Below are 26,242 nucleotides of genomic sequence, written 5' to 3' on the forward strand. Positions count from 1 at the left end.
GATGTGGGACAAGCGCCAGGATCCGGGCGACAACCTGCTGACGGATCTGCTCTCGGCGGTCGACCAGGGCAAGGCGATCGAGGAAGAGGTGATCGGCCTGGTTGCCGAGGGCGCACACCAACAACAACACATGAGCTGGCGCGCCCCGTCTGGGTAGGGAGAGCGGCGAGAGCCCATGGCCTGCAATGAAGCGATCAAGGATTGCAATCGTGGACCCAAGCTGCCCGGCCGCATCCGGAGCGCAGCCTTCAATATCAGCTCGCCTTGGAACCGGCCTTGCAGGAATTGGCTGAGCGCGCTGCGGAATCTGGCTGGGACCGAGGACGAGATAGCGTACGCGCTCCTCGAACTCCCCGGCGCACGTCACTGAATGCCAGCGCATTTTGAACGAAGGATGGCGCAAGCTGCCGTCGCGGGTACGCTCCGCGATAGGCGATGTCGACGTAAACGACAGGGCTACACAATCGCGCACCGAGATGGGCGTTTCCGCAGCAGTGCCTTGGCGAACGGCGCATCGGGCGGACGATGATGTCTAGCGCGGCTGAAAGCCGGGTGGCTTTTCCAGCTCCAGCTGTAACGACGTTGCGGGAGCGGATCAGCTCATCGCCGCGCACCGGTGTGGATTATGTCGCCGATGACGGCCTGCGACAACGCCCGAAGCTTCCGCCTCAATGACAGCAAAGCCGGCGACGCTAGAGACCAAGTCCGCCGATGCAGACATATTTGGTGTCGAGATAGTCCTCGATGCCTTGATGTCCGCCTTCCTTGCCGAGGCCCGATTCCTTGACGCCGCCGAACGGCGCCTCAGGCGTGGTGATGAGGCCTTCATTGACCCCGACCATGCCGCGCCTTCTCGGCCATGCGCCGCGGCTTCGCCGCTCGCTCGCTCCAGCGCTGTTGAGGGCGCGCTCGCGAGCGGCTTCGTAACCGCCGAGCTACACCACGCGGTGGGGCACGACCTACAGAAGGTGCTCCAGCAAACTCCCTGGGAAGGCGATAAGGCTTTTATCGCCACGCGACTGCCACCTTCAGATGTCCGATCGGATCGGCGGCAGGCGTTAGCGTGTCTTTATGTCGTAGCCGAGCCGATTCGGTATGACAGGTGAACGCATGCCGGCCCTATTGGACAAAGATCCTGCCAAAAGTCGGTTGGGGCTGGCCGACGCGACGGCGCTGGACTTTGCAACTGGCGCGTCGCCTAAGAAAACGCCTGCCGGTGGCTTGGCAGATGGGGTGGTTGCCTTCCTCCCTTACGGTTCAATAGCGGTCGCGAGTAAGCCATCGACAGCTCCTGTCGCCTTTGTCGGGCCTGCGACATAAGTTTATTTAGCCAATTTAATATTTTCGCCAAATGTTAAATAGCTGAAAAGCAATCATAAAATTTCTTCTTCGATCCAGCCGGACAAATTGGCACGAGTTTTGAGACGATCTGTGCGAGGCGCCGGATTCTGCCGACCGGACTTCAAGTCGCGGGTAGCCGCTATGGATGGAAAGAAGGAAGGAAGCAACATGTCAGGTCTGCGTCAGATCGCATTCTACGGAAAGGGAGGCATCGGCAAGTCCACCACCTCTCAAAATACGCTCGCTGCCCTGGTCGACCTCGGACAGAAGATCCTCATCGTCGGCTGCGACCCCAAAGCCGACTCTACCCGCCTGATCCTGAACGCAAAGGCGCAGGACACGGTTCTGCATCTCGCCGCCGAGGAAGGTTCTGTGGAGGACCTCGAACTCGAGGACGTGCTCAAGATCGGCTACAAAGACATCAAGTGCGTGGAGTCCGGCGGGCCTGAGCCGGGTGTCGGCTGCGCCGGCCGCGGCGTCATCACCTCGATCAACTTCCTTGAGGAGAACGGCGCCTATGACAATGTCGACTATGTCTCCTACGACGTGCTGGGCGACGTGGTGTGCGGCGGCTTCGCAATGCCGATCCGCGAAAACAAGGCTCAGGAAATCTACATCGTCATGTCGGGCGAGATGATGGCGCTCTATGCCGCCAACAACATCGCCAAGGGTATCCTAAAATACGCCCATTCGGGCGGCGTGCGGCTCGGCGGGCTGATCTGCAACGAGCGCCAGACCGACCGCGAGCTCGACCTCTCCGAAGCGCTGGCCGCCAGGCTCAATTCCAAGCTCATCCATTTCGTGCCGCGCGACAACATCGTCCAGCACGCCGAACTGAGGAAGATGACGGTAATCCAGTATGCGCCGGACTCCAAACAGGCAGGGGAGTACCGCGCGTTGGCCGAGAAGATCCATCTCAATTCGGGCCAGGGCACCATCCCGACCCCAATCACCATGGAGGAGCTCGAGGACATGCTGCTCGACTTCGGCATCATGAAGAGCGACGAGCAAATGCTTGCCGAGCTTCAGGCCAAGGAAGCGAAACTGTCCGTCGCTCAGTAACCCCGCTACCAACAGGGGCGCCGACCATGACCTGCGCCCCTTTCTGCGAAACAAGGCCTCGTTGGCGAGGCGTTACCCGAACCTTGAAAGGGGCAGGTCCCATGGGCCTCGACTATGAGAATGACGGCGCCTTGCATGCGAAGCTTATCGAAGACGTGCTGTCGCAATATCCAGACAAGGCGGCGAAGCGTCGCAAGAAGCACCTCGGTGTCGCAATGAGCAAGGACGAGGCCTCAGCGGAGGACAAGGGCCTTTCCGAATGCGACGTCAAATCGAACATCAAATCCATTCCGGGCGTGATGACAATTCGCGGCTGCGCCTATGCCGGCTCCAAGGGCGTGGTGTGGGGTCCGGTCAAGGATATGGTCCACGTCTCGCACGGGCCGGTCGGCTGTGGGCAATATTCCTGGTCGCAACGCCGCAACTATTATGTCGGCACGACCGGCATCGACACGTTCGTGACAATGCAGTTCACCTCCGACTTCCAGGAGAAGGACATCGTTTTCGGCGGCGACAAGAAGCTGGAAAAGATCATCGACGAAATCGAGGACCTGTTTCCGCTCAATGGCGGCATCTCGGTGCAGTCCGAATGCCCGATCGGCCTGATCGGGGACGATATCGAGGCAGTGTCGCGCAAGAAGGCCAAGGAGCACGAGAAGACAATTGTACCGGTGCGCTGCGAAGGTTTCCGCGGCGTTTCACAATCGCTCGGCCACCACATTGCAAATGATGCGATCCGCGATTGGGTCTTCGGCAAGGAAGATGTCGAGTTCGAGTCCGGCCCATACGACGTCAACGTCGTCGGCGACTACAACATTGGCGGCGATGCCTGGGCGTCGCGAATCCTGCTCGAGGAGATTGGCCTTCGGGTGGTCGGCAACTGGTCGGGCGACGCCACGCTCGCCGAGATAGAGCGCGCGCCCAAGGCCAAGCTCAATTTGATCCACTGCTACCGGTCGATGAACTACATCTGCCGGCACATGGAGGAAAAGTACGGGATCGCCTGGATGGAATATAACTTCTTCGGTCCCTCCCAGATCGAAACTTCTCTGCGCAACATCGCCAAGCATTTCGGCCCGGAAATTGAGAAGAAGACCGAAAAGGTCATCGCCAAGTACCGGCCCTTGGTCGATGCCGTCATCGCCAAGTACCGACCGCGCCTCGAAGGCAGGACGGTGATGCTTTATGTCGGCGGCTTGCGCCCACGCCACGTCATCACTGCTTACGAGGACCTCGGCATGGTGATCGTTGGTACCGGCTACGAATTCGCCCACAACGACGACTATCAGCGCACCGGCCATTACGTGAAAAATGGCACGCTCGTCTACGACGACGTCACCGGTTACGAGCTGGAGAAGTTCATCGAAGGCATCCGCCCTGATCTCGTTGGCTCCGGTATCAAGGAGAAGTACCCGGTCCAGAAGATGGGCATCCCGTTCCGCCAGATGCACTCTTGGGACTATTCCGGCCCGTATCACGGCTATGACGGCTTCGCCATTTTCGCCCGCGACATGGATCTCGCCATCAACAACCCGGTCTGGGACCTCTACCGCGCGCCGTGGAAGAAGATGAAGGACGCGCCGCCGACGGCGCTCGCCGCCGAATGAGGACTGGCCTCCCTGCCAGGCAGGGAGGCCGATAAATGCTTGGGGCGCGCTCGATCCGAGGCAGGCCCTTAACGTCTTGATGTCCCTGTGCTGCCGCTTGGCGCGGCCAGATGGAAAGGTGACCACCATGCCGCAATCGGCCGAAAAAGTTCTCGACCACGCCCCCCTGTTCCGCGAGCCGGAATACAAACATATGCTTGCCGAGAAGAAACTGAATTTCGAATGTCCGCACCCTGATCAGATCGTCGCCGATCAACGCGAATTGACCAAGACTTGGGAATACCGCGAAAAGAACCTCGCTCGCGAGGCGCTTGTCATAAACCCCGCCAAGGCATGCCAGCCGCTCGGCGCGGTATTCGCGGCCGCGGGGTTCGAGCGGACCATGTCTTTCGTCCACGGTAGCCAGGGCTGCGTTGCCTACTACCGCTCGCATCTGTCGCGACATTTCAAGGAGCCGTCGTCAGCGGTTTCCTCCTCGATGACCGAGGACGCGGCCGTGTTTGGCGGCCTAAAGAACATGGTTGACGGGCTCGCCAATACCTACAAGCTCTACGACCCCAAGATGATCGCCGTCTCGACCACCTGCATGGCTGAAGTCATTGGCGACGACCTGCGCAGCTTCATCGAGAACGCCAAAAACGAAGGCTCGGTCCCGGGCGACTTCGACGTGCCTTTCGCTCATACGCCTGCCTTCGTCGGCAGCCATGTCGATGGCTATGACGGCATGGTCAAGGGTGTGCTGGAGCATTTCTGGAAGGGCAGCGAGCGCTCCCAAATAGATGGCACCATCAACATCATTCCAGGCTTCGACGGATTCTGCGTCGGAAACAACCGGGAACTCAAGCGCCTCCTCGACCTGATGGGTATCACCTATACCTTCATTCAAGACGCTTCCGACCAGTTCGACACACCGTCGGACGGCGAATACCGCATGTATGACGGCGGCACAAAGATCGCAGACGTGAAAGGGGCACTCAACGCGGAGGCGACGCTGTCGCTGCAGCATTACAACACCCGAAAGACGCTGGAATATTGCGGCGAGGTCGGGCAGGCGACGGCGTCCTTCCGCTATCCACTAGGTGTCAAGGCGACCGACGAGTTACTGATGAAGGTCTCGGCGATTTCCGGCAAGCAGATTCCCGAGACCATCCGGATGGAGCGCGGCCGACTGGTTGACGCGATGGCCGACAGCCAGTCATGGCTGCACGGTAAGAAGTACGCAATCTATGGGGATCCGGACTTCGTCTACGCCATGGCCCGCTTCGTCATGGAGACCGGCGGCGAGCCGACACATTGCCTCGCGACCAACGGCACATCGGCCTGGGAGGCCGAGATGAAGGAATTGCTTGCATCCTCGCCCTTCGGCCAGGATGCGCAGGTCTGGGCGGGCAAGGATCTCTGGGCAATGCGCTCGCTGCTCTATACAGAGCCGGTGGACCTGCTGATCGGCAATTCCTACGGCAAGTATCTGGAGCGCGATACCGGCACGCCGCTGATCCGGCTGACGTTTCCAATCTTCGATCGGCACCATCACCATCGCTTTGCGCTCATGGGCTACCAGGGCGGTTTACGCGTGCTGACGACGATCCTCGACAAGATATTCGACAAGCTCGATCGCGAGACGAGCGAGACTGGCGTGACGGATTATTCCTATGACCTCACCCGCTAAGAGCCGGTGCCGGCTTTCCGCCGTGGCCGCCCCGCCCAATGAGTTCGGAGATTGACGCAATGACCTCGCTCAGTGCCAAGATCCAGGACGTTTTCGACGAGCCCGCATGCGATAAAAACCGCGGCAAGGATGCCAAGGCGCGCAAGGAGGGCTGCTCGAAGCCGCTGACCCCTGGGGCGGCAGCCGGCGGCTGCGCCTTTGACGGCGCCAAGATCGTCCTGCAGCCGATCACCGACGTTGCGCACCTGGTCCATGCGCCGCTCGCCTGCGAGGGGAATTCCTGGGACAACAGAGGCGCAGCTTCGTCCGGGCCAACCCTGTGGCGGACAAGCTTCACGACCGACCTCACCGAACTCGACGTCGTGATGGGGCATGGCGAGCGGAAGCTGTTCAAGGCGATCCGCGAGATCAAGGAAACATACGCTCCACCGGCAGTCTTCGTCTATTCGACCTGCGTGACGGCGCTGATCGGCGACGACATCGAGGCCGTGTGCAAACGCGCGGCCGAAAAATTCGGTCTGGCCGTGGTGCCGATCAACGCGCCGGGCTTGGCCGGCTCCAAGAACCTCGGGAACAAACTCGCCGCCGAAGCGCTGCTCGATCATGTCATCGGCACGGTGGAACCAGACGACGCGGGGCCCTGCGACATCAACATCCTTGGCGAATTCAACCTCTCCGGCGAATTTTGGCTGGTGAAGCCGCTGCTTGATCGGCTCGGCATCCGGGTGCGCGCCTGCATTCCGGGCGATGCGCGTTACATCGACGTTGCATCCGCGCACCGCGCCCGTGCGGCTATGATGGTGTGCTCGAGCGCGCTCATCAATCTGGCCCGCAAAATGGAGGAGCGCTGGGACATCCCGTTCTTCGAGGGGTCCTTCTACGGGATAACCGATACTTCGGAAGCACTTCGCAACCTGGCTGAGCTGCTAGTGAGGAAGGGCGCCGATGCGGAGATGCTTGATCGCACAGAGAGGCTGATTGCTGAGCAGGAGGCGATTGCGTGGAAGAAGCTCGAGGCCTACCGCCGGCGGCTTCAAGGCAAGCGCGTGCTGCTCAACACAGGCGGTGTGAAGTCCTGGTCGGTCGTCAACGCGCTGATGGAGATCGGCATGGAGATCGTCGGCACCTCGGTCAAGAAATCCACCGTCGAAGACAAGGAGCGGATCAAACGGATCCTCAAGGACGAAAACCACATGTTCGAGCAGATGGCAGCGCGCGATCTTTACGCAATGCTCTCAAAAGACAAGGCCGACATCATGCTGTCGGGCGGGCGCACGCAATTCATCGCGCTGAAGGCGAAGACACCCTGGCTCGATATCAACCAGGAACGCCAACATCCATATGCCGGCTATGACGGCATGGTGGAATTTGTACGGCAGATCGACCTCGCCATTCATAACCCGATCTGGGGCCAGGTGCGTGAGCCGGCGCCGTGGGATTGCCAGCCTGCCGTGAAGGACGATCTTTCGAGCACGAAGGACGGGACCGCGAGTGTGAACGCTTTCAATGAATTAACCGGCGCGACGGCTCAGCGCTTCGGCGAGCGTTGAGGACATCCGATGGTCCGCATCCTTCGCAATACCAAATCAGCGGCGGTCAACCCGCTGAAGTCGTCACAGCCGATGGGTGCCGCCCTCGCTTTTCTCGGAGTCGACGGTGCGATGCCCCTGTTCCATGGCAGCCAAGGCTGCACCAGCTTCGCGCTGGTGCTCTTTGTGCGTCATTTCAAGGAAGCGATCCCCTTGCAGACAACGGCGATGGACGAGGTGGCCGCCATACTCGGCGGAGCGGACCATCTGGAAGAGGCGATCCTCAATCTCAAAACCCGCACTAAGCCAAAGCTGATAGGAGTGTGCACGACCGCGCTGGTAGAGACCCGTGGCGAAGATTGCGCGAGCGATATTGCCAACATCAAGCTGAAGCATGTGGAAGAGCTCGCCGGTACTGAAGTTGTGCTGGCCAACACGCCGGATTTTGACGGTGCGATCGAAGCAGGCTGGGCCAAAGCTGTCGCGGCGATGATCGAAGGGATTACACGGCCGGGCGTACGGACCAGACAGCCAAAGAAGATTGCGATCCTGCCCGGATGCAACCTCACTGTCGCCGACATCGAGCATTTGCGTGACATGGTTGAAAGTTTTGGGCTCAAGCCGGTTATTTTGCCGGACGTCTCCCGCTCGCTCGACGGTACGGTTCCTGACCGCTGGGTAACGACCACCTATGGCGGCACCAGCGTCGAGGATATCCGGGAGCTGGGCACCGCCGCGCAATGCATCGCCATCGGCGAACACATGCGTCACCCGGCGAAAATGCTGCACGGGTTGACCGGCGTGCCTTACGTGGTGTTGCAGTCGCTGACCGGATTGAAGGCTGTCGACCGGTTCGTCTCGTTGCTGTCGTGGCTTTCGGGCGCGGTGGTGCCGGCCCGGGTGCGCCGTCGCCGGGCGCAATTGCAGGATGCGTTGCTCGACGGACATTTTCATTTCGGAGGCAAGAAAATTGCGATCGCTGCTGAACCAGACCAACTCTATCAACTCGCAACGTTCTTCGCCGGCATGGGCTCCAAAATCGCGGCGGCGGTCACCACGACCGATATGTCGAAGATTCTGGAAAAAGTATCGGCGGAGTGGGTTCAGATCGGCGATCTCCGCGATTTGGAAGCTCTTGCAGCGGGCGCGGATCTCCTCGTTACGCACTCCCACGGTCGCCAGGCTTCGCAACGCCTTGGCATCCCGCTCATGCGCGTCGGCTTCCCGATCTTCGACCGGCTCGGCAGCCAGCACAAGCTCAAAATCCTCTATCAGGGGACCCGCGACCTGATCTTCGAGGTTGCCAACATCTTCCAGGCCAATCAGCACGCGCCGACGCCTGAGGCGCTTGATCCATTCCGAAAACGAGAAATGCCAGATGAGCTACGTTCGTCGCCTATCACTCGTCACTGACGAGATTCACCCACGCATGCCTCGACGACGAGCAGGCGCATTACGCGTTGCCATCGCCACGCAAGACATGAAGAATCTCGATGCCCATTTCGGGTCGGCCAAGCGCTTTGCTGTCTACGACGTCACGCGCGAGGAGTGGCATCTCGTGGAAGCCGTGGCCTTCGATGACGTTTCCGATGAGAGTGGGGAGCATCGGACCGAAGGCGATGACCGCATCACGCCAAAGGTGGAGGCGCTGAAGGGCTGCCAGCTGCTGTTTTGTCTGGCCATCGGCGGGCCTTCGGCAGCTAAGGTTGTTTCTGCCAAAATCCATCCGATCAAGGTGCCGCAGCCACAAACGATCCAAGCGGTGCTGTTGCGCACGCAGATGATGCTGAGGACATGTCCTGCGCCCTGGCTGCGCAAGGTGCTGGCTGACGCTGGTTTCGCCGAAAAGAACCCCTCCTTCGAGGACGAGGACTGAAACGAGGAAGAGCAAAATGTTTGAAGTCGCCATCACCCCTGCTGTCAACGATGACCAGGCGGCCCTTGCCAGCCCGTTCGTCAAATGCCTCGTGCGACTGATCCGTGCGCAGGATTCCCACGGGTCCTGGGACGGCAAAGCGGACGCCGAGCTGCTGGCCGACTTCATCGTCAGCAAGGAACAGCGCCGTGCGATTCCAATCATCGGCGATCCCGATCCGGACGTGCTGTGGAGACTCGACAAGTTTTACACTGCCGTCGCCCTTGCGATCGAGGAGCGCTCCAGCCTGATGGCATCGCCGATGATCGAAATGAGTCATGAGGGCTTCGGGCGCGTGCTGTTCACCGCCGGGCGGCTAGTTGTTCTGTCGAAGACCCTGCGCGACGTCCATCGGTTCGGCTTCGAGACGTTCTGCAAACTCGCCGCGGCCGGTACAAAACTGGTCGACGATGCCATTGCAGCCATCGACGCCTATCCCGAGGTGGCACGCGCATGAACCGGATTTCGAGCAAGAGAAACCATGTCAGACGTTGAGGAGCCGCTTGGGCCAGCCCACGCGGCCAACGTGGTCGAGGCCAATTTGGTTCTCGGGGTAGCACCAATGAAGCCACTCGTCCTGATCTGTTCGCAAGATGCGGAGTTCTATCTGTTCCTCAGCCACATACTAGAGGTGGACGGCTTCGCCAGTGAGCTGGCAGGCGGCGCGAAGGAGGCGCTTGCATTGGCCGACGATCGGGAATTCCAGGCCGTGGTGCTGGACTGCGGTCCAACGAGCCTTACCGGGTCCGCAATCTGCGCCCGGCTCAAGCGGGAGCCCCGGACCGGCGGTCTGCTCATCATTGCCCTGATCGCGCCTGGCGCCGAGAACCAGCACCTCGATCTGTTGAAGGCAGGCGTTGAGAGCTTTGTGCGGCCGATCGACCCGGCCAAGCTGCTCGATTGTCTGCGGACGAGGCTGGCGCTGCCGAAGCCGGGTTCAAACGGGGTTGAAAACGGCAGCTGGCTCTCTTTTGGCAACGTTACGATGAATCTCGATGCCCGCCGGGTTTGCGGCAATGGCCATGACATTCATCTCGGACCAATCGAGTTCAACTTGCTGCGGCATTTGCTGGAAACTCCCGGCAAGGTCTTCAGCCGGGACGAGATGATCGCCGCGGCTTGGCCGGCCAATATTCATGTCGGTGAACGCACAGTCGATGTCCACATCAGTCGGCTCAGAAGGGCGCTGGAGACGGCCTCGACCGATATCGTCATCCGTACAGTGAGGTCGTCCGGCTACTCGCTCGAGAAGCTGGACGGCTGATCAAGTCGCTGGTGTGGTGCCACTCCCTTTTCCTCGCGCGGTGAGCCGGTCTTGCGGCCTGAAACGCCGTCAACGAATACTCAGGAAGAACTAGGAAAATGGCCTTTAGAACCGTACTCTGTTTGACCGGCGCTGACCATTCCGATCAGGACGTCAGAACTGCTGCCCGCTTGTGTGCGGAAATCGGCGCTTATCTTTCCGTACTGATTATACCCCATCCGACGCTCCTTATGTGGCGGATCGGAGATGGTGTCCTCGAGTGGCCGGTAGGACGTGGACTGGCAAGTGCCAAATTGAACAATCAGTTGCGGCAAATCGATCGATTTGCACAGGACGCGGTCAGGCTGGAAAAGCGCTCCAGCGATATCCAGAAACTGCTGGAATCTATGTCGCTCAACTATGACGTTGACACCGACTATTGCGATCCGGCCAGCCTCGGTGAAGCGGCACGACAGCGGGCGCTCTGCGCCGACCTGACGATCATCGGACCAGGGCTCCTCAACGACGAGAATCTCGGACCTCCTGTGGTCAACGGCTGCTTGTTCGAAACGGGAACGCCGGTGCTCGTAGTGCCTAAGGGTGCTGAGGCGACGCTGTGGCCACGGCGAGTCCTGGTTGGTTGGGATTCGCGAGTGGAGGCCTTCCGTGCGGTTCGAGAAGCGCTGGGTCTCCTATGCGTTGCTGAGGAGGTTCGTGTCGCCCTGGTCGATCCGAAGGTCGACTACAACGGCAATGGCGCGGAGCCTGGAGCCGACATCGCTGCCTATCTCACTCGGCACGGTGCTCGGGTGTCGGTTGACCTACTGCCAAGTGCCGGCAAATCGGCGGCCACGGTGCTTGCGCAGCACGCAATCGACATTTCTGCCGACATGATAGTCATGGGCGCCTATGGCAGCCGTCGGCTGCGTGAGCGGCTCTTTGGCGGTGTGACCAGATGGATCTTTGATAAGCCGACATTGCCGCTGTTTTTGGCCCGATGACGGTTCCGAAGCGGCACCGATGCTGTTCGAGGCTCCACTGTGCCTGTGACATTCGCAATGCCCAATGCGGGTCGCTGCGAAAATCCCGCTGAGTGGAAAACACTCATCAGAGGAGCAAGATAAGTGGAGTTCTTTTGCGTTGGTCTCGGTGCTGGCCCCATCCAATTTGAGCCTTGCGTGGAAGATACTCGAAGAGATTGAGCAAGGGGCACTGATCCTGGGTCGGCACTTCGATTCCGCTGGCACCTAGGCAGCGCAATGAATGAGGCCAAGCGGCGGCGGTTTTCGAACAAATATCGTCACTGACGTGGGGCGGCTTAATCTGCTGGTGCGCCGCCTGCTCGACCTGGCGCGCCGAAAATCTCGCGCCAGTGGCGAAAGCACGTCGATTGGTGCCGGGCTGGCGCTGCTGCAGGCCCAGGACAGGCCGGCACTTCGCGTCGAGGCCGGCGGAGCGACCGGCCTGCGCATATCGGCCGAGAATGCGGATGTGCTCGCCAATCTCATCGACAATTCGGCGAGGCACGGCGCCACGCTGGTTTTAATCACAGGGGCGACGGGGACGGCAAGGCCATTGTCCTGGTGAGCGACGAGGGCGGCGGTATTTCGCCCAGCAACCGGACCCGCATTTTCGAGCCATTCTTCACCACGGTTTTCGGAAAAGGCGTGCTCCATTCAAATTAACCGGCAGGATGATCTCGAAGCGCGTAGCGCGCTCAACCAGGCGGTTCATGCCATCATGCGCCTCAGGAGGGCCAGCACGATGCCGAGGCAGGCATGCCGGTGCCGCAGGGCGACAATGTTACCAGGGCAAAGCTCGACAATGGCGAGCGGCTCGACGCGGGCATCGTCGTCAACGCCGCCGGGCCGAATGCCGGCAAAGTTTCAGCAATGGCCGGACTGGCGCTGCCAGTGGAATCGCGCAAGCGCAATGTCTTTCTCTTCGAGGCGCGCGAGAAATATGACGACATGCCAATACTGGTCGATCCGACCGGCATCTAGTCAGACCGGAAGGCTCGGGCTACATCACCGGCGGGGCCGAATCGGAAGAGGGCGACGGCCCCGCCGACCCCAACGGTTTCGAGCCCGACTGGCCGCTGTTCGAAGAGATGATCTGGCCGGCGCTGGCGACCCCCATTCCCGCCTTCGAAGCCATTAAGCCGACGCGCGCGTGCCCTCACGACTACAACACGCTCGACCAGAACGCGGTGGTCGGGCCGGATGCGCAGGTCGACAACTTTCTCTTCGCCAACGGCTTTTCCGGCCACGGCCTGCAGCAGGCGCCGGCGGTCGGCAAGGCGCCGTCGGAGCTCATCGTGCATGGCAGCTATCGCACGATCGATTGCACGGCGTTCGGATATGAGCGCGTCGCGGAGGGGCGGGCGTTCAGGGAATTGAATGTGATCTAACACTGGCGGGACAGCACCTCCTCTGCCCTGCAGCATGATGCTGGGAATGGGAACGCACCATGCTTGGGCACGAGGGCCCCGAGCCGACGCACATCGCGCCAATCGGCGTCGTCACGTTCGAGATTCAGCACCGGCTGCTCGGCGCTTTTACGCTCGCATATGCGCCGGCATGCCGCTCGCGATTGCCGACGAGGGCTGCTCGTTCCACGAAAAAACGATCAGCGCGAGATTAATGGGCAACCTCGTCGGGACCGAAAAGAGCGCTAAACCGGGTTGCTAGATCAATCCAGGGTGCCGCGTCGCCTCTCTTTGAAGCTATTCGAACGACCGCCGCCAGATAGCCGGTAAAAGCCTTCAGTCTTAGGGCGCGTTGCTCTGAGAGGTAGTCAATAGCGTCAACCCGCTGGTGAACGGCAGCGAGCATATGTTGCACCAAAAGGAGGGAGGATGGGCAAGGGCAATCACTCTTGTTCGCGAGGCGCCTGCACTCGCTGCAAAGCGGCGGAATGTCCTCCAAGGCTAGGTCGCCGGAAAGACGTTGTACGAGATTGTCAGTGGCGTTCCACAAATTCGCTCGCGTGCAGTACGGAGTGCAGCGTGACGCCATGTTGGGCTAGCAGGGCCGTAGCTCCCTCGTCACGGTCCACGAGGCAAGCAGCGTCACCCACAATGCCGCCGACGCGGCGAACCTCTTCAATCGCCTTCAATATCGACTTGCCGCTTGTGGCAACGTCGTCAACGATTAGGACCACTTTTCCCTGAAGATCTTCTTTAGGCCCAAGACCTTCAATCACATCCCTTGTGCCATGGGCCTTTGGAGCCTTGCGAACGAAGATCGTGTTTATGGGATTGTTCATCACCGAGCTGACAGCCGCCATCGATCCGATTACGGGGACCGCTCCCATTTCAAGTCCGCCGACGTACTCTGCTTTCACTTGCTTAGCTATTTTTAGGAACTCAAGAGCGGCAAGTTGCGCGCCTCGCGCCACCATCATGGTAGGCTTCATATTGAAATAGATGTCGCTCTCTATGCCCGACGAGAGCGTGTAGCGTCCGAATCGAAAAGAGCGCTCACGGACAATCTCGCGGAGTTCGTCCTTGTCGTGTTGGCCGGAATCAACTGGTCTGAATTTCGCCAGTGCCGCCATAGATCAGACCTCGCCCCTAGGGAAAATTTGGGTGCGGCATGCACCTAGTCACTACCGCTATGTGGCTTATGCAAGTGTTCGCGGGGAGTGTCAATTAATGTCAATACCGGTGCGACCGTTTCGCGCAGATTTTTCCATTATCATTATTGGGTGCCTAAAGCGTGATCACGGGCCTCGCCACGGTTGGGGAGCCTTGGCTACCCTTGCCCCGATCTCAGCCAGACACGAGTTTTCTCGACGCGCGCCGTCTCTTTAAGGATTTGCGCGCTTTCATCCTCGTCCCCTCGAGTCCGCCTCGCTCGGCTCCGTTGCGCCAGCTTCTTAACCAGGTTGCACATTTCGGCCGCCCTGTCGGCCCCCTTGTGGTACGATTGGGCAAGGCCGCGCTTTTTGTGCAACCTCCTCGTAAGGCGGTAAAGTTCGAGCCGGCGAGAATTTCGTTCATCGCACCGCGGCGCAAGTTGGCTCGCTTCGTCTGACGACCGATCAGCAGGTCCAACCTCGATTGGCCCGAAACAACGTTGTCTTTTTGGATCAGCGCCTGGTTATTCCTGCGTTCGCGGCCCAACCCGTCAACACTTCGCCTTCCCAAAATATCTCCTTGCGGACCCGCCTGGGGCAGCCTCCACAAAGCTGCGGATCGAATGCGTCTCGCTGGTCACACGAGCACCGTCAGGCTCGTGGTGCTGCAGGATGTGGCACACGGCCTCGACATAGTGTGACCGCCTTTAGCTGGGTTCTGCGTCTCAAAATCCGGATCTCTTCTCAATCTTCCGCAAGACGGGAGAGACCTCGTGGGACCCCGGCTTCCAAAGGCGCCTTTTCAGATTTCGGCCGCGAGAAGGGCAAGAGCCTTTTACCGCGCCACAGTCCGTGAACCTGGGTTGCTGGCCGTCCTGAGAGAAAATTCCGATGCGGAGCTGCCCGATTAACTAGCGGCTCATGGCAAGAGGACGGCGACGCGGCAAATCGGCCACCGGCGCAAGGTTTCCCGCCTCATTGTCGGATACCCGACAGGATCACAAACCCGCTAACCGTTGCTTCCATGAAAGTTTCCTTCTGGCACGTTTGATGCGGGGGATCTTCCGAAAAACATCAGCGGATGCCCTCCTATGAGCAGGCTCAATGTCGCCGCATTCGAGACCGCGCCCTCGCCGATCCCCAAGTCGGTCGAAGGAAGGCGTACCATTGTGGAGGCGGGCGGCTTTGCCGATTGAAACACGGAACAAGCCTCGAAAGCATGTCGCTGACCGAAACGCGATCATCGAAGCGGGCGGAGATACGTCGATCCCGTCCACGCCCACAAGTCGTGGACATAAGTGTCGATCGCATCACTTGGCCGGGATCCATGTGGGCTTCATACCCGACCATACGAAAGCGGGGACAAAATCCAGCAAATCCAGCGGCACCGAAGTCGAGATCGTCCGCGTGGAGACTGAAGCCGATGGCCAGAGCCGATATTCCTCGCGAACATCGCCTAGTTGGGAAGCACCTAAAGGAGCAAGACAAGTGGAGCTCTCTTGCATTGGAGTGGGAGCTGGGCCGTCGAATTTGAGCCTGGCGTGCCAGATGCACGAGCAAATGGGGCAAGGGGCACTGTTCCTGGATCGGCAAGTCGACTTCCGCTGGCACCCAGGCAGCGCATTCGATTCCTCGGAGCTCCAGGTCAGCCACTTCAAGGATTTGGTCACGCTGGTGAACCCGCGATCAGCCTACACTTTCGTGAACTACCTCCATGAGAACGGGCGTCTGTACCACTTCCTGAATGCACACTTCGAAGCCGTGCTCAGAGCTGAGTTCGAGCAATACCTGAACTGGGCCTTCCACAAGAACCCGCTTGTCCGCGGCGGCGAGACCGTGCGCGAAATCCGCTTTGACGGCGAGTTTCGGGTGCGCACCGATAGGGCGGTTCTCGGTGCCAGAAACGTCGTGGTCGGCATTGGCAAGCAGGCGCATATTCCGCGTCAGTTTCAGGGCTGGATTGGACGCAACCTGTTCCACTCATCTGAATTGCTGCACATCCATCCTGAGGTGCACAATAGCCATGTCTGCGTGGTCGGCGGCGGACAGTCCGGAGCCGAGGTGCTGTTGCACCTTGTTGGCCTGCCAAAAGGACGGCGGCCTGTCTCGATAACCTGGGTCTCACAGCGGGAAAACTTCCTTCCCATCGACAACAGCCCGTTCACAAACGAGTTGTTCATGCCCTTCTTTTCGGATCGTTTTGCGTCAATGCGCGAGTCGCAGCGCAAGCTGTTCCTGCGGCGCTTCGTGCTTGCTTCGGACGGCGTTGCGGAAAGCACGTTGCGCGCGATCTATCAGGCGCTTTACCGCCACGCGTTTCTAGAGCCAAACCGATGCGAAATCACTCTGCGGCCGGGCTGCACTGTCTCGCACTGCATCAACGCCGGCGCGGGCCACAGACTCACCCTGCAGCACGGCATGGAGGAGTCCGAAGACGTCACGGCCGACATCGTCATCCTGGCCACCGGGTACGAGAACGCGGTGCCAGGCTTCTTGGAACCGATCGCGAACCGGCTTGAAAAGATCGACAATGAATTGGCTATTCGCGAAGATTTTTCGGTGTGCTGGGACGGACCGTGTGACAGCCGCATCTTCGTACAGAACGCGAGCCTAGGGCAGCGTGGGCTGGCTGATCCGAATCTAAGCCTGCTGGCCTGGCGAGCGCGTCGCATCCTCGACAGCCTTCTGGGGCGCGCGCCGCGCGCCAACCCCGAGCATCCCGGCTTCATCGGCCCTACCTCAGTCGAGTGCTGGTCCGACACCGTTGCAGAAGAAATGGGCAGCGGGATATGACCGGCCGACTGCGGATCCTTGGCGGTGGCATCCAAGGAACGATCGACCGCCAAAAATGCGCGGAGCATTGCGTTCTGATTTGTGGCTACTGGAGTATCGCAGCCCCGTTACGACGCGTCGGCACGTCGGATAGAGGTAGCCACCGGCGTCCAAATTCCTACTGGCGCGCAGTCTTAGCCCGCCTCGGCTAAAGCCGGATTGTTCTCGCGGGGGCCGCCAACCGGTCCGGGCTGCCGCCTCTCTTCGCAACTTGCAGCAGAGGCTGTTGCGTTCGCAGCCGAAGATACCACTGCTTCAACGGCTGAGCTTCGTCATGCGCAAATACAGGTTTTCTCGAACGGAGCTGTCGCGTGCGTTCGGTATCGACATAGCCACGCTTGGAACGGGAAGCGCGGGCACCGGGTTTTCATTCGGCAAGGTGGCACCAGGGGTCACATCCGAGCCTCATCGGCACGACGAAATCGAGGCCTTCGTAGTCCTGTCTGGGGCGGGCAAGGTCAGGACCGACCTTGGGGAAATCCCGGTCAAAGCCGGCGACGTCGTTCTGTTCCACCCCTTTGAAGCGCATGTGCTGTGCAATGATGGGGATGAAGACCTAGATTTCGTCGATGTCTACTGGCGCGACGGCAAGGCCGCCCTCGAAGCTGCTGCACAGGTCACGACTCCCCGCAGGCCAATCTTCGTCTTCTCCACGCCGCCGACGCCCAGTGGCGATCTGCAGCTGGGGCATCTTTCAGGCCCGTATTTTGGCGCCGACGTGTACACGCGTTTCCTGCGCATGACTGGGGCCGAAGCCTACCACCTGACTGGGAGCGACGATCACCAGAGCTACGTCGCCACGCGTGCCGATGCCGATCAATCGACGCCCGCAAAGGTGGCGCGCCACTACGCCGACGAGCTCAGAGCCACGCTTGCGCTTCTCGACTGTGAGGTCCACAGCTTCCTGCCCACGTTGGGGGACGACGATTACGCAGAGTTTCAAGCCACGTGTTTCCGCACTCTTCTGAGCAGCACGGCGGTAGATCTGCGCCAGAGCCCTGCGCTATTTGATGCAGTGACAGGCGATTACCTTTACGAACCGGATGTAAGCGGCCTCTGCCCCGATTGCGGCAGCTCGGCTGGTGGCAAAATCTGCGAGGAATGCGGCGCGCCGAACCTATGTCACGACTTGGGTAGGGCCGGGTCGCGGCACTCGGTCGAGGCGCCGATGGTCGGCTCCGTGCGTCGCGCCGAACTTGCGCTGCATCGATGCTACGACGAGATCGACCGGCATTTAAGAGCGTCGGGCGCTCCCGCTCGGATTTTGGATCTCTTCGTGCGTGTACGCCAACGCGGCGACTTTTGGGTGCCCATCACCCGCCCCTCGGACTGGGCCCTGCCGGCCGAAGGGCTCCCGGGGCAGGTGATGTGGGTTTGGCCGGAGATGGCTTTCGGAATCCTTTACAACATCCAGGCGCTAGCTCGCTTGCTGGGGCGCGACTGGAATGCGGCGATGCCCAGCAATGACTGGCAGATTGTCCATTTCTTCGGCTTCGACAATTCCTTCTACCATGCGCTACTTTATCCCGCGCTTTACGCTGAGGTGTTCTCCCGCTGGACGCCGCGTATCCGGTATCATGTGAACGAGTTCTATCTGCTCGACGGCCAGAAGTTCTCTACCAGCCGTGGCCATGCGGTCTGGGGCAAAGAGGTTCTGGGCCCAAAGACAGTCGACGCCGTGCGTCTTCATTTGGGCCTGACACGCCCGGAAGGTGAGGGGACGAACTTCACACTGGACGCGTTACGCCGCACCGAGCACGAGGTGTTCCAAGGGACCTGGCTGAAATGGCTTGATGCGCTTCACCGGGAAATCCAGCAGGACTTTAGCGGCTGTGTGCCCGACGCAGGCGACTGGGGTCCCGCAGATCGCGCTTTCTTTACTCGGATAGAGTTCCATCGCGCGGCGATGGAACGCGCCTATTCGGATGATGGCTTCTCGGTCCGGCGCGCGGCCGCGCAGGCCTGCGATTTCGTGCGCGATTGCCTGATCTACCGTCAGGCGCAAGACTACGAAGCGGCGCGACGTCTCTATCCCGCCCGCACCCGGACCTCGCTCGCGCTTCAGGCTACAGCCGCTGCGATCCTGGCGCAGACACTCGCACCGCTGATGCCCCGATTTGCCAGCATGCTTGCGAGAGGCATCGGCGTCTCAACCGAAAAATGGCCTGCCTCCGTCCGGCGCCTTCCGCCAGGGACAATCTTTGATATCCGACCCGTACTGGGGTTCTACGGGAGCCGACAATCCTTTGCTCAATGAACCGAAGGCCTATAGCCCATCCGAATCTTGACGAGATCTGCGCGGCATAAGCCGACATCTCTACGGGCCGCCACCAGACAATTGAGACCAGACTGGCCCAGCTCGACCCTCCGATTCAGCGAAGCGGGCGCGAATGCCCGCAACAGCGGGTGGTCTACGCAAGAAACCTGCAATGCTTCCAAAGCTCTTTCACGAAATATCGGCTGGTGAATGCGGGATCAGCCGTCTCGCGAAACATCATAAGCGGTAACGGCGGCGGCTCGCAGTCTACGCGCTGGGCCTCACCGCCTCACCGACCCGGCCCAAGAAGGAGGCTCAGCCATCAGCAGGCCAGGACGCAGTGGCTGCAGGCGGGAGCCGGTCGTGGAGATCGCCGGCGCATTTTCGACCGGCCCCGAAATGATGCTGTTAGACGGGCCGACGCCGAACATTGCCCCAGGCGAGACAGCCAAGCTGTCTTCGGTTCTCAAGCGTGAAGCATCAGTGATGCGTGTCGAAAACCAGACAGCGGCAGGAACCATGTCGGGTTCAAAACAATCGACCGCCTTCTACGCCCAAAGGTTTTCCGAGCTAACCACACACTTACGCTCACTAAGCGGGCTGGCACGACCATTGCTGGTTGAGATGCGGCAACAATGGGTGAGGACTAGCCGCATGCGAACGCGCAAGACGAGTGCTGGTCACCGAACCGGTTTCTTCCATTTCTCAGAGGAGAACCGGCTCGTCAGAAACGCCCGAAAGGTGTGAGAATAGAGCTTTGGAGAACAATATGGTGTTGCATAAGGAGTCCCCGGCTCCTCCGATCAAAGTGGACGACTGGCTGCGTGGCGAGCCCCTCGCCAACTTTCACCCCGGCAAGGTGTACCTCCTAGAATTTTGGGCGACTTGGTGCGGACCCTGTGTGGCGGTGATGCCCCATCTGACGCAGTTGCAGGAGAAGTATCAAGACAGCGGATTTGAGGTCATCGGAGTCGCAGCTGGGGAAAAGGGCCCGACCGCGGAGGAGACGCGGACTAGCTTGGATGCTTGGCTGACAGAGAGGTTCCCGAATCTGAATTATCGCATCGCATTCGATTACACAGGCGAAATGAATAGACTATGGATGGAACCCAGTTCATCTCTCGGGATTCCCGCCTCGTTCTTAGTCGACCGCGACGGCCTCATCGCTTTCATAGGACATCCGGCGGAACTCGATGACGTTTTGCCAAAGGTTCTCAACGGCAGTTGGCGCAACAGCGATGAAGCTCAACGCGCCGATGCAAGGCGGATCGCTACTAACCAATCCAAGGCACGCGAGCTAGCACTGACCCGACCGATTTACGCCAAGCTTCACCCGGCGATGCAGGCCGAGGATTGGACGGCGGCGGTCTCGGCCATCGAAGAAGGCCTCGCCTTAGTGCCCGATTATATCGGGTTCCGGGAAACGCACGCGAATCTACTGCTTCACAAGCTGCGCGACATGCAGACCGGCTTGCCCGTCATGCGCCAGTTGGTCGAGGACGCCATCGACAAAAAATTCGATGCCGTCTCTTGGATGGTCATGGCCCTGAACCAACTCTTCGATCCCGCGATTGACAACTCACATATCCCCCGTGCTGAACGCTTCGCGATGGGCCACGAGCTCTCGGAACAGATACTGACACTGAATCCCCCATACGGCGAGGGGCCTCTTAAATTCCGGTGGTACGTCCCGGTCGCTCAGTATTATTACGAGAGCGGCAACAAGGGTCGAGCAATCGAGTTGATCGAGGTGGCGCTGAAATCTCTGGGGAATCCAGGGATGATGCCGGACCATATCAAACAATACTACCTTACCGCATTGCTCCAAGCCCTGGCCAACTACACGGGTGAGAACGCATGCTCCGGGGATCTTTGCGTGGTTCCGCAAAACACGGCCGCTGAAAATCAAAGCGCAGTCGCCTGAGAGCGAAGAGACGACAAGTGAAAAAGAACCCTGGTCAATCCGCCAATTTCTGCAGCGCGCCCGCGGCAAGTATGTCCAGGCAGCACAGGGTTGGATCGTTTGCTCAACGTCAAGGCTCGAACCTGAGTACCTCTCACCGGATCGGCGCGGAAGAGATGCCCGAGCCGACTTGGGCCTATCGGAAGACGTCACGACCCGGGACGTGGTCAGCCCAGGGGAAGGCATCGACGTGGGATCCGCCCCGGCCAGGTCGGACGTCGGCTGCGCAACCGGGCCCTGGGTCGGCGAACCCGAAAGCAGAAATCGAGCACGGAAATCGAGGAAACCAAATGTCGCACGCGGCGCATCGCCCTGCCGTCAAAAGGACGGCGAGGCTCTCGCCCGCCCGTCCGCCTCCCGCGGTTAATCCGTGCTCGCCTTCAATGGCTCATGCCAAGAAATCGGACACCGGGTTGCTGGCCAATTTCATCATCATCAAGGAACTGCAGCGGAATATCCGATCATTGGCGATCCGGATCCGGTCGCGCTGGGCGGCTCGGCATGTTTTAGACCGTAGTGGAGCTTGAGATCGAGGAGCGCTCAGACGTGATGACATAGTCAACAACCGAAATGAAGACGACCGGTGCTCTTGGCGCGTGCTTTTCACGGTCGGGCAGTTCGTCGGTCTGTCGAGGCATCTATCGGTTCGGCTTCGAGAATCTCCGGAAACTCGTGGCTACCGCGGCGAAACTGGTCGGCGATGCGACTGCAGCTATTGCCTACCGGGACGTGGCGCGGCGTGAAGAAACCGATTTTCGAGGAAGGATCATGTCAAATCTGGATGAGATGACGAAAAAAGTCCGAAAGCTTCAACTGCGCGCGACAATCGCCAGGACGAATTTGGGCGACCTTGCCGAGGATCTCCCGGTCAAATGGATTGAGATAGAGGATGTCGCCGAGAGAAAGCACGCCGTTTACGGCGAGCTGGATGGTGCAGGAGAGAGCTCGCCAAAATGAAGACTTTGCGATGAGGAGCACATTCATCAGCCGCGACGGCTCCTTATGGGTGCCGCAATACCTGACAGCTATAGATGGCAAGATCTGTATTGGCTGCGGCCGCTGTTTCAAGGTCTGCTCGCGAGAGGTCATGCATCTTTAGCGTCAATGACGCGGGTGAAATCCTCGGCGCCTGCGACGGCAGTGACGACGATTTCGATGGTGAGCTCAATCGCATGGTCATGGTTGTCGACCATGCCGGGGCATTGGCTGCGGAGCCTGCAGCCGCGTCTGCCCAAAGAACTGCCAGACCCATGTCGCGGCCGACCAGATCGCAGCATGAGCTGCATGATTGACGAGACGAAATCAGGAGAACGGCATTGCGCTTCATCACCTTTTGTCGGCTCGCCGGGCTGGTCCTGTGCGGCAGCGCTATGACGGTTTACTTCGCCTCGCATTCGTTCCGTCTAGCAGTGATCACGACGCTGGGCTGTTCGCTACTTCTTCAGCTGGGCTATTTCGCAAGTGTGCTCTTTCTGATTTGGCGATCCAGCTGCGCGGGCAAAGCCCGGCAAGGGGCTGAGCTTTTCGATAGGTTCCAGGAGGTTCGGTGCCAGTCGCGCGACGATGAGCATATAAATGAAACTCAAGATGTGCCACAGCGCAATCAAACGCTCGGCATATCGCTGCTCCTCCCTTGAGGCGCCGCAACAAGATCAGAGCTCCGATTCGTCACTTTGTTTCAAGTTGATTATCGAGGTCAGGAGCACCGAAACGGCAAGCAGGGACGCATCGCTGACTACCTCGCCCACCGTCGTCGTCCTCGACGATTCGACTATGTCCCCTTCACCCGCAGCGGCGGGCAGTTTCTCTTCCATTTCATCAGTACGAACGCACATCCATCATCGTCACCACCGACCTGGCATTCGGCGAATGACCGAGTTCTTTGCCAGCGACGCAAAGATGACACGGCGCTGCTCGACCGCCTCACCCATCACTGCGAGATCATAGAGCCGGAAACGAACCCTGGTCGCCTGACAAACCGCGCCTGACGCGCCCACCGCCCAAACAATCCGCGCTCGCCGGGCTGCGCAACCCGACCAGCTCCGCCCGGCGATCGCTCCTCGTCGCGCTTATGCAAGCGGGGCTATTAAGTCGACGCCGATCAGGGTCAAAGTTCGGCGCCGATTGGCAGGTCTCTGCTACCGTGCGTCCCAGAACAGCTGTCCGCATCCTCGTCGACATCGCCGTACCGCCATTCGAGCCCTCCGCATTGCCATGTCGTGCGACGGCCCTGCTGTCGCCCGCTCGCCATCCCAGGCGAGGATATCTTTCACCCTATTTACCTCCGAGGCGACCTGACCCGCGATGCTTCCGAAGCCCGCCTGAGGTGCACTCGAGTGCCTCAATCCTCTAAGTCTGGGCCAAGCCGGAAAAACGCGTGTAACCTTCGTTCTTCGTGCGCTCGCGGCTTACTTGCTGGGCGTCACATCGCGAGATCCCCGGAGTACTGATTGGCCCACGGCGCGTCCATGCCGATCGTGGCGATCGCGATCAACTGCCCGACCGCATTCGCCGCGCCATCTCTCGGGGCCGCACGCTGTCTCTTGAAGAAGATACAGACAGCTCCTCTTTAAAAGCGACATCCGCCCTGCCGTCAGCCGGCGAACAGTTCGGGTCTAAAACCTGTCACCACCAATTCGCCTGGTCGAAATGGCAGCGAACGATTTTGCGGGTGCGCTCTGGTTCAGACGTAGGTCGATGCCGAGATCACGTTCGGCATTGTCCGATAGCCGACAATGTCGGGTACGCAACGTGAGGAAGCTGGCCCTCGGGGTGTTTTTTAGGCGCTTTTGGCTTGGCACAGTAAATGCTCGCTATTGCGCAAAACGCTCGGATTGAGTGGTCCCACCGCGACGAAAGTCGCTAGCTTACGCCACCTCCCAAGGCGAACCCGGCCCGGCAGAGAGCTCCGTCTCTGCCGGGCATGCCAAATTTGGGCGGCGCAATTTCCGGGCTGAAGAGGATTGCGTCGAATGGAAAATGAAGGCCTTTCGAGGGCTCTCAGATGCATGGCCGGAGCGAGAAGGGAGTGTTGGCCCATGGGGGTGGGTTATGTTCAGCGTGTTCGTCGACATCCGACAATTGGGCCGGCTTTGTCGGTTTGACGACACAGCCTTGGTTGGCCGGCATCTTGGACGTTTTTGTCTAAGCCGCTGAAAACAATCCTACAATCTTTTCCGTTCCACCGTCACCCGGATTGGCATGAATTGCGCTTAATTCCCTTGAGAGGACGGGAGCTGCTTGCCAGGGAAGAGCGAAGAGATGGCTCGGCAAAATTGAAGGACGGGAGATCACAGATTTGTTGCGAATGAATACGTTGCCCGCTGGCGGCCATGCGTCTGGGGCTAGAGCATCCGGATGGGTTGAAGATGCGGCGAGGGACTGCAGTACGCGTCCCGATCCCACATGAATTGCTGTCGGGCCCAACAATGGGCGTTGCAGGTGTGCGTACGGTTCGGGGCCGGTTACGTCTTGTTCGTGATGGCATTCTTCGTCAGCGATATGACTGCGCACGGACAGGAGACCAGCCTTGTCGGCATTTACCAGGGTTCGGAGCTAACCGCGGCCGCCAACCATCTGGGACGAGGCGGATACGAGCTGTCGGACGGTACCAAAGTGTCTTTCGACAAATGGTACCATAGCAAATGGATCGACATGCGATTTGAAATGTTGACACAACTGTCGGATGATTTCGGTCTCCTGTGGGGCGCGAGCACCGGCCAACGTGCCGAAAAGGTCCGAATCGAGCCAAGTGTGAAACTCGGCTTTATTCTGCAAAAGCGACCGACGCTGTCCACCACGCTTTCTCTCACCGTCACTTCGATTTTGGGCGGGAACCTGACTGAACGACCTTGCATGGCTGACTATGGCGCCATCGGCGGCTTCCAGACAGTGAATTGCCGGCTGGCCGCCTCGCAACTCCGACCTGCGGACACGTTGAAATATATGGCAAACATAAATCCAAGCCGATTGAAACTCGATCTCCGGTTCACAGGTAAGTTCTAGCAATAGTGAAAGGCATGCGGGGTACGTTTCGTTGATGAAGAACAATCCAGACAGGAAGTCTATTGTGCACAAAACACAATTGTTCCCGGTAGGTCTCGTTGCCAGTTTTTTCATGTGCCTGCTGACGGCACCCAGTTTTGCTGGCGATCTCGATGCGAGGGTCAGCGGCAACGGGAGGGCCGGAAGGCCAACCACGGAAAGCAGTAGCGTAGGCTGCCCACAAAATGCCGATGGCACCTTTTGCTGGATGAGCCCGGATATTGGTGAAGCATGGGCATCGGGCTATACCGGTTCCGGCGTATCGGTGACCGTCATGGACGACTTCACGGGACAGCCATTTGATGCAGATCTCGGTCGCGGTCGGCAGACGCGACATGGAGATTGGGTCGCTGAAATTGCCGGCATGGTCGCCCCTGGCGCAAACATATTCAAGTATGGCTATCTCGAGCGGTCTTCGATCGGGCTGCAGGACGGCCTCAATATCATCAATGCGAGCCACCACATCATAGAGCCACTGAGCCAGCATCCGCGCGAGCAGGCGATTGTCGATGCCGCCTGGGCAGGCACTGCCATCGGCACAAAGAGTGCCGGCAACCGCAGCAACGAGGTAGGTAGGCCCCACGAGGGGCATTTCGATGGACTAACCCTCGGGCTGATCGGGGCGCCATCGGCAATCTTCGTGGGTGCGCTCGACCATAATGGCACTCCCGGCAACAAGACGCGGCTGGCCAGATACTCGAATTATCCCGGCTCAAACCCCGAGTTGCGGAACCAGTTCCTAACCCTGGGTGTCGAGGGTGACAAAACTGGCCTATACGGCACGTCTCATGCGGCACCTGTGGTTGCAGGCTATGCCGCCATCCTCGGCAGCAAGTTCACGTCCGCAACTCCGACACAGGTGACTAATCAGCTGCTGGATACAGCCAGGACCGATACGCTCGTCGACTACAATCCGGCGACTTATGGCCGCGGCGAAGCCAGCCTTTCGAGGGCGCTGGCACCCGTTTCGATTCACTAGACTGCCACCCTACCCTCATGCGTCCGAACGTGGGTGGATCGCGGCGCCCAGGCGGTGAATTGCCGTCCGTGGCGTCGCTGCTCCGGCCGGCGGACACATTCAAATACCTGGCGAACGCTCATCTGAACCTGCTGAACATCGGTCTTTGGTTCCGAGGTCGTTCTACCCAATGGTGAAATGCTTCGTCTTGTTGATGAAGAACAGTTCAAACAGGAGAGTTGA

18 protein-coding genes and 5 pseudogenes are annotated in these 26,242 nt (G+C 59.6%); 21 read left to right on the plus strand and 2 right to left on the minus strand.

What is annotated here, in order from left to right:
• Window positions 1-692 precede the first annotated feature (692 nt).
• A pseudogene (locus CK215_RS26060) lies at window positions 693-845 on the minus strand (aldehyde dehydrogenase family protein); the annotation flags it as partial.
• 664 nt (window positions 846-1,509) lie between these two features.
• Here CK215_RS26060 and nifH point away from each other — a divergent pair.
• The 11 genes and pseudogenes from nifH to CK215_RS32430 form a co-directional block, all read left to right on the plus strand.
• Window positions 1,510-2,403: a nitrogenase iron protein gene (nifH, locus tag CK215_RS26065; RefSeq protein WP_095780066.1), complete on the plus strand. Its 894-nt coding sequence runs from the start codon at window positions 1,510-1,512 to the stop codon at window positions 2,401-2,403.
• A 101-nt stretch (window positions 2,404-2,504) separates the two neighbouring features.
• Entirely contained in the window at window positions 2,505-4,010 is a 1,506-nt protein-coding gene (gene nifD / locus CK215_RS26070) for a nitrogenase molybdenum-iron protein alpha chain (RefSeq protein WP_095829651.1), read from the plus strand.
• A 127-nt stretch (window positions 4,011-4,137) separates the two neighbouring features.
• On the plus strand, window positions 4,138-5,679 hold the full coding sequence (gene nifK / locus CK215_RS26075) for a nitrogenase molybdenum-iron protein subunit beta (protein WP_095829650.1): 1,542 nt from the start codon (window positions 4,138-4,140) through the stop codon (window positions 5,677-5,679).
• Between the two features lie 59 nt (window positions 5,680-5,738).
• Complete coding sequence (nifE, locus tag CK215_RS26080) at window positions 5,739-7,229, plus strand: nitrogenase iron-molybdenum cofactor biosynthesis protein NifE (protein ID WP_095829649.1); 1,491 nt, start codon at window positions 5,739-5,741, stop codon at window positions 7,227-7,229.
• Window positions 7,230-7,238: 9 nt separating this feature from the next.
• On the plus strand, window positions 7,239-8,621 hold the full coding sequence (gene nifN, locus CK215_RS26085; RefSeq protein WP_095809485.1) for a nitrogenase iron-molybdenum cofactor biosynthesis protein NifN: 1,383 nt from the start codon (window positions 7,239-7,241) through the stop codon (window positions 8,619-8,621).
• Window positions 8,587-9,084: a nitrogen fixation protein NifX gene (nifX, locus tag CK215_RS26090; RefSeq protein WP_095780033.1), complete on the plus strand. Its 498-nt coding sequence runs from the start codon at window positions 8,587-8,589 to the stop codon at window positions 9,082-9,084. Before nifN ends, nifX begins: the two co-directional genes overlap by 35 nt.
• A 16-nt stretch (window positions 9,085-9,100) precedes the next feature.
• A complete protein-coding gene (locus tag CK215_RS26095) occupies window positions 9,101-9,580 on the plus strand; it encodes a NifX-associated nitrogen fixation protein (RefSeq protein WP_095780034.1) in 480 nt (159 codons plus the stop codon).
• Between the two features lie 24 nt (window positions 9,581-9,604).
• Window positions 9,605-10,387, plus strand: coding sequence for a response regulator transcription factor (locus tag CK215_RS26100; RefSeq protein WP_095780035.1), 783 nt, complete (start codon window positions 9,605-9,607; stop codon window positions 10,385-10,387).
• 98 nt (window positions 10,388-10,485) lie between these two features.
• A complete protein-coding gene (locus CK215_RS26105) occupies window positions 10,486-11,367 on the plus strand; it encodes a universal stress protein (RefSeq protein WP_095780036.1) in 882 nt (293 codons plus the stop codon).
• A gap of 262 nt (window positions 11,368-11,629) precedes the next feature.
• Entirely contained in the window at window positions 11,630-11,953 is a 324-nt protein-coding gene (locus tag CK215_RS26115; RefSeq protein WP_348626615.1) for a hypothetical protein, read from the plus strand.
• A gap of 203 nt (window positions 11,954-12,156) precedes the next feature.
• Window positions 12,157-12,776: pseudogene (locus CK215_RS32430) on the plus strand (FAD-binding oxidoreductase); the annotation flags it as partial.
• A gap of 551 nt (window positions 12,777-13,327) precedes the next feature.
• On the opposite strand, the gene pyrE reads toward CK215_RS32430, so the two are convergent.
• On the minus strand, window positions 13,328-13,924 hold the full coding sequence (gene pyrE / locus CK215_RS26130) for an orotate phosphoribosyltransferase (protein WP_066993327.1): 597 nt from the start codon (window positions 13,922-13,924) through the stop codon (window positions 13,328-13,330).
• Between the two features lie 1,530 nt (window positions 13,925-15,454).
• Here pyrE and CK215_RS26140 point away from each other — a divergent pair.
• From CK215_RS26140 to CK215_RS26180, 10 genes and pseudogenes are all read left to right on the plus strand, one after another.
• The gene (locus CK215_RS26140) at window positions 15,455-16,738 is read left to right on the plus strand and encodes a SidA/IucD/PvdA family monooxygenase (RefSeq protein WP_280953090.1); all 1,284 of its coding nucleotides are present in this window, start codon (window positions 15,455-15,457) and stop codon (window positions 16,736-16,738) included.
• 313 nt (window positions 16,739-17,051) lie between these two features.
• Complete coding sequence (locus CK215_RS26145) at window positions 17,052-19,034, plus strand: class I tRNA ligase family protein (RefSeq protein ID WP_141245534.1); 1,983 nt, start codon at window positions 17,052-17,054, stop codon at window positions 19,032-19,034.
• Between the two features lie 363 nt (window positions 19,035-19,397).
• Window positions 19,398-19,781 (plus strand): hypothetical protein, encoded by a 384-nt coding sequence (locus tag CK215_RS30950; protein ID WP_141245535.1) that lies wholly within the window; start codon window positions 19,398-19,400, stop codon window positions 19,779-19,781.
• 22 nt (window positions 19,782-19,803) lie between these two features.
• Entirely contained in the window at window positions 19,804-20,958 is a 1,155-nt protein-coding gene (locus tag CK215_RS26150; RefSeq protein WP_170950393.1) for a TlpA disulfide reductase family protein, read from the plus strand.
• A gap of 807 nt (window positions 20,959-21,765) precedes the next feature.
• A pseudogene (locus CK215_RS26155) lies at window positions 21,766-21,968 on the plus strand (CCE_0567 family metalloprotein).
• A pseudogene (fdxB, locus tag CK215_RS32025) lies at window positions 21,965-22,276 on the plus strand (ferredoxin III, nif-specific). The pseudogenes CK215_RS26155 and fdxB overlap by 4 nt, the downstream one beginning before the upstream one ends.
• A 37-nt stretch (window positions 22,277-22,313) precedes the next feature.
• Entirely contained in the window at window positions 22,314-22,634 is a 321-nt protein-coding gene (locus tag CK215_RS26165; protein WP_095829644.1) for an exopolysaccharide production repressor protein, read from the plus strand.
• A 63-nt stretch (window positions 22,635-22,697) separates the two neighbouring features.
• Window positions 22,698-22,985 (plus strand): annotated as a pseudogene (locus CK215_RS31655) (ATP-binding protein); the annotation flags it as partial.
• A 1,492-nt stretch (window positions 22,986-24,477) separates the two neighbouring features.
• Window positions 24,478-25,002 (plus strand): hypothetical protein, encoded by a 525-nt coding sequence (locus tag CK215_RS26175; protein ID WP_245418819.1) that lies wholly within the window; start codon window positions 24,478-24,480, stop codon window positions 25,000-25,002.
• Between the two features lie 34 nt (window positions 25,003-25,036).
• Complete coding sequence (locus CK215_RS26180) at window positions 25,037-26,020, plus strand: S8/S53 family peptidase (protein ID WP_245418820.1); 984 nt, start codon at window positions 25,037-25,039, stop codon at window positions 26,018-26,020.
• Window positions 26,021-26,242 lie beyond the last annotated feature (222 nt).

Origin of the sequence: Mesorhizobium sp. WSM3864 (assembly GCF_002294955.1) — a bacterium.
Classification (GTDB): Bacteria; Pseudomonadota; Alphaproteobacteria; order Rhizobiales; family Rhizobiaceae; genus Mesorhizobium.